Genomic DNA, 1,900 nt, shown 5'->3' on the forward strand with positions numbered 1-1,900 from the left:
GATCCAAAACCAGATCCAAAACCAGATCCAGGGCTGCCTAGTGTTACAGGCGTGACGTATACGACCTCTCTGGAAAATTATCTGATGACGGGAGTGGCTCAAGTCGCAACGCTACCAATAATGAATGATGCAGCATCAGCTGGAATGCTTCAAGCTACGTTTACGGATGGTACATCTCCTGTGGCTGTTAATGTTGTACTGAACGGAACAGAGACTGCGACTCATATAGCTACAGAAATTGCTGCGGCATTTGGTTCTGCAATTAAAGGATGGAATGTAACAGCCAGCGGTGCGAATGTAATCTTTACAGCTGATGCCCCTGCAGCGAACAATGCGAGTGTTACAGCTAATGTGGAAGGTATAGAAACAGGCATCGGTATGCTTACGAGTAAGATTACGACACCGGGCGTTGAATCGATTTCAGGCACTGCTCAAGTAGCGACATTATCTATATCTAATGGCGCTAAAGCACAGGGATCATTATATGCGGAATTCACTGATGGAACACAGCCTGTTCGTATACAAATCTACTTAAAAGGATTCGAAACTGCCGATGAGGTGGCTGCCAATATCGCCGGAGCTTTCGGTAACTCTATTCCGGGGTGGAACGTATCAGTAAACGGTTCGGACGTCCTCTTTATCGCTCAAGTACCGGCAGCGAATAATGACAACGTTGTCGTACATATTTTTGAGGCTTCGGGGACAGGGGCTCCAACAAGTACAATCACGATACCAGGTGATGTTCATGTAAAATTAGCACAGGTTGTGACATTGCAATTGCGTAAATTCTTATCCAGCGGTGGCCCGATTGGCGTTACATTTACGGACGGTATTTCCACAAAAACTGTATATTTAACAATGCTCGGTGATCCGGAAACAGGCGATGAATTAGCATCTAAAATTGCTGCGGCTTTCGGTAACTCTATTCCAGGCTGGAACGTAACCACAGATCATACGAGAGTACTATTCAAAGCCTATGCTCCGGCCGAGAATAACCCAAAGGCATTTGCGAGACTATCGGGATTAGATTCTGGAGTAGGAATGCCGGATAGCACGATTACTACCTTAGGCAATCCTGCTGCTTCTGCAGGTGCCGCACAAGTTGCAACAATAGCAATTCCTAACGGAGCAACGGCTCCCGGTTCGATTCATGCAGAATTTACAGATGGGTTAAACCCTGTTGCCGTAAATGTACCCGTAGCAGGCACAGAAACAGCTGATGAGCTAGCGATGAAAATTGCTACGGCATTTGGTTCTTCAGTCATCGGGTGGGATGTTGCCGCTATTGGCTCAAACGTCCAATTTACGGCCCTAGCACCTGCTGCAAATAATGATCTTGTTGTCGCAAAAGTAGAAGAGATGCCAACAGGAATGGGACAAATGAATAGTACAATCACCTCAGAAGGGGTTGCTGCCTCTGTAGGCGGTACAAAAACTGCAACATTAACAATTACCGAAGGCGCAAAAAAAGCAGGAACACTCTTAATTACATTCACGAATGGAACGGCATCCGTTCCTGTTCATGTCACACTCACAGGAACCGAGACACCTGCTGAAGTAGCGACCAAAATTGCACAAGCATTTGGGAATTCAGTTTCAGGCTGGGACGTAGCAGCAAATGATAAAAATGTACATTTTACAGCCAACATCCCTACTGCAATCGATACAAATGTCAGCATCACGATCCAAGAATAGCTGTTAGTTAATAATTGTAAACCTAATTGCCATCGCAGGAATATATCCGTACTAGGAGGTTCCCGCGATGGCATAACTGAAACCCTTGAAACTAAGGGTTTTTATTTTGCTTACTTCCCCTATTCTCTCGCCCTTATCGAATGAAAAAACCATTAATCATCAGGTCGAGGGTTCAAACCCCTCAGAACCCACCAATTATGTGATC

General features: G+C 45.4%; 1 protein-coding gene. It reads left to right on the top strand.

The genetic code is table 11. From position 1 onward, the window contains the following. A partial coding sequence (locus BBG47_RS30220) for a hypothetical protein (protein WP_175400661.1) occupies positions 1 to 1,695 on the top strand: 1,695 nt, incomplete at its 5' end. Positions 1,696 to 1,900 lie beyond the last annotated feature (205 nt).

The organism is Paenibacillus sp. KS1 (assembly GCF_001680695.1).
GTDB classification, from domain to species: domain Bacteria; phylum Bacillota; class Bacilli; order Paenibacillales; family Paenibacillaceae; genus Paenibacillus_B; species Paenibacillus_B suaedae.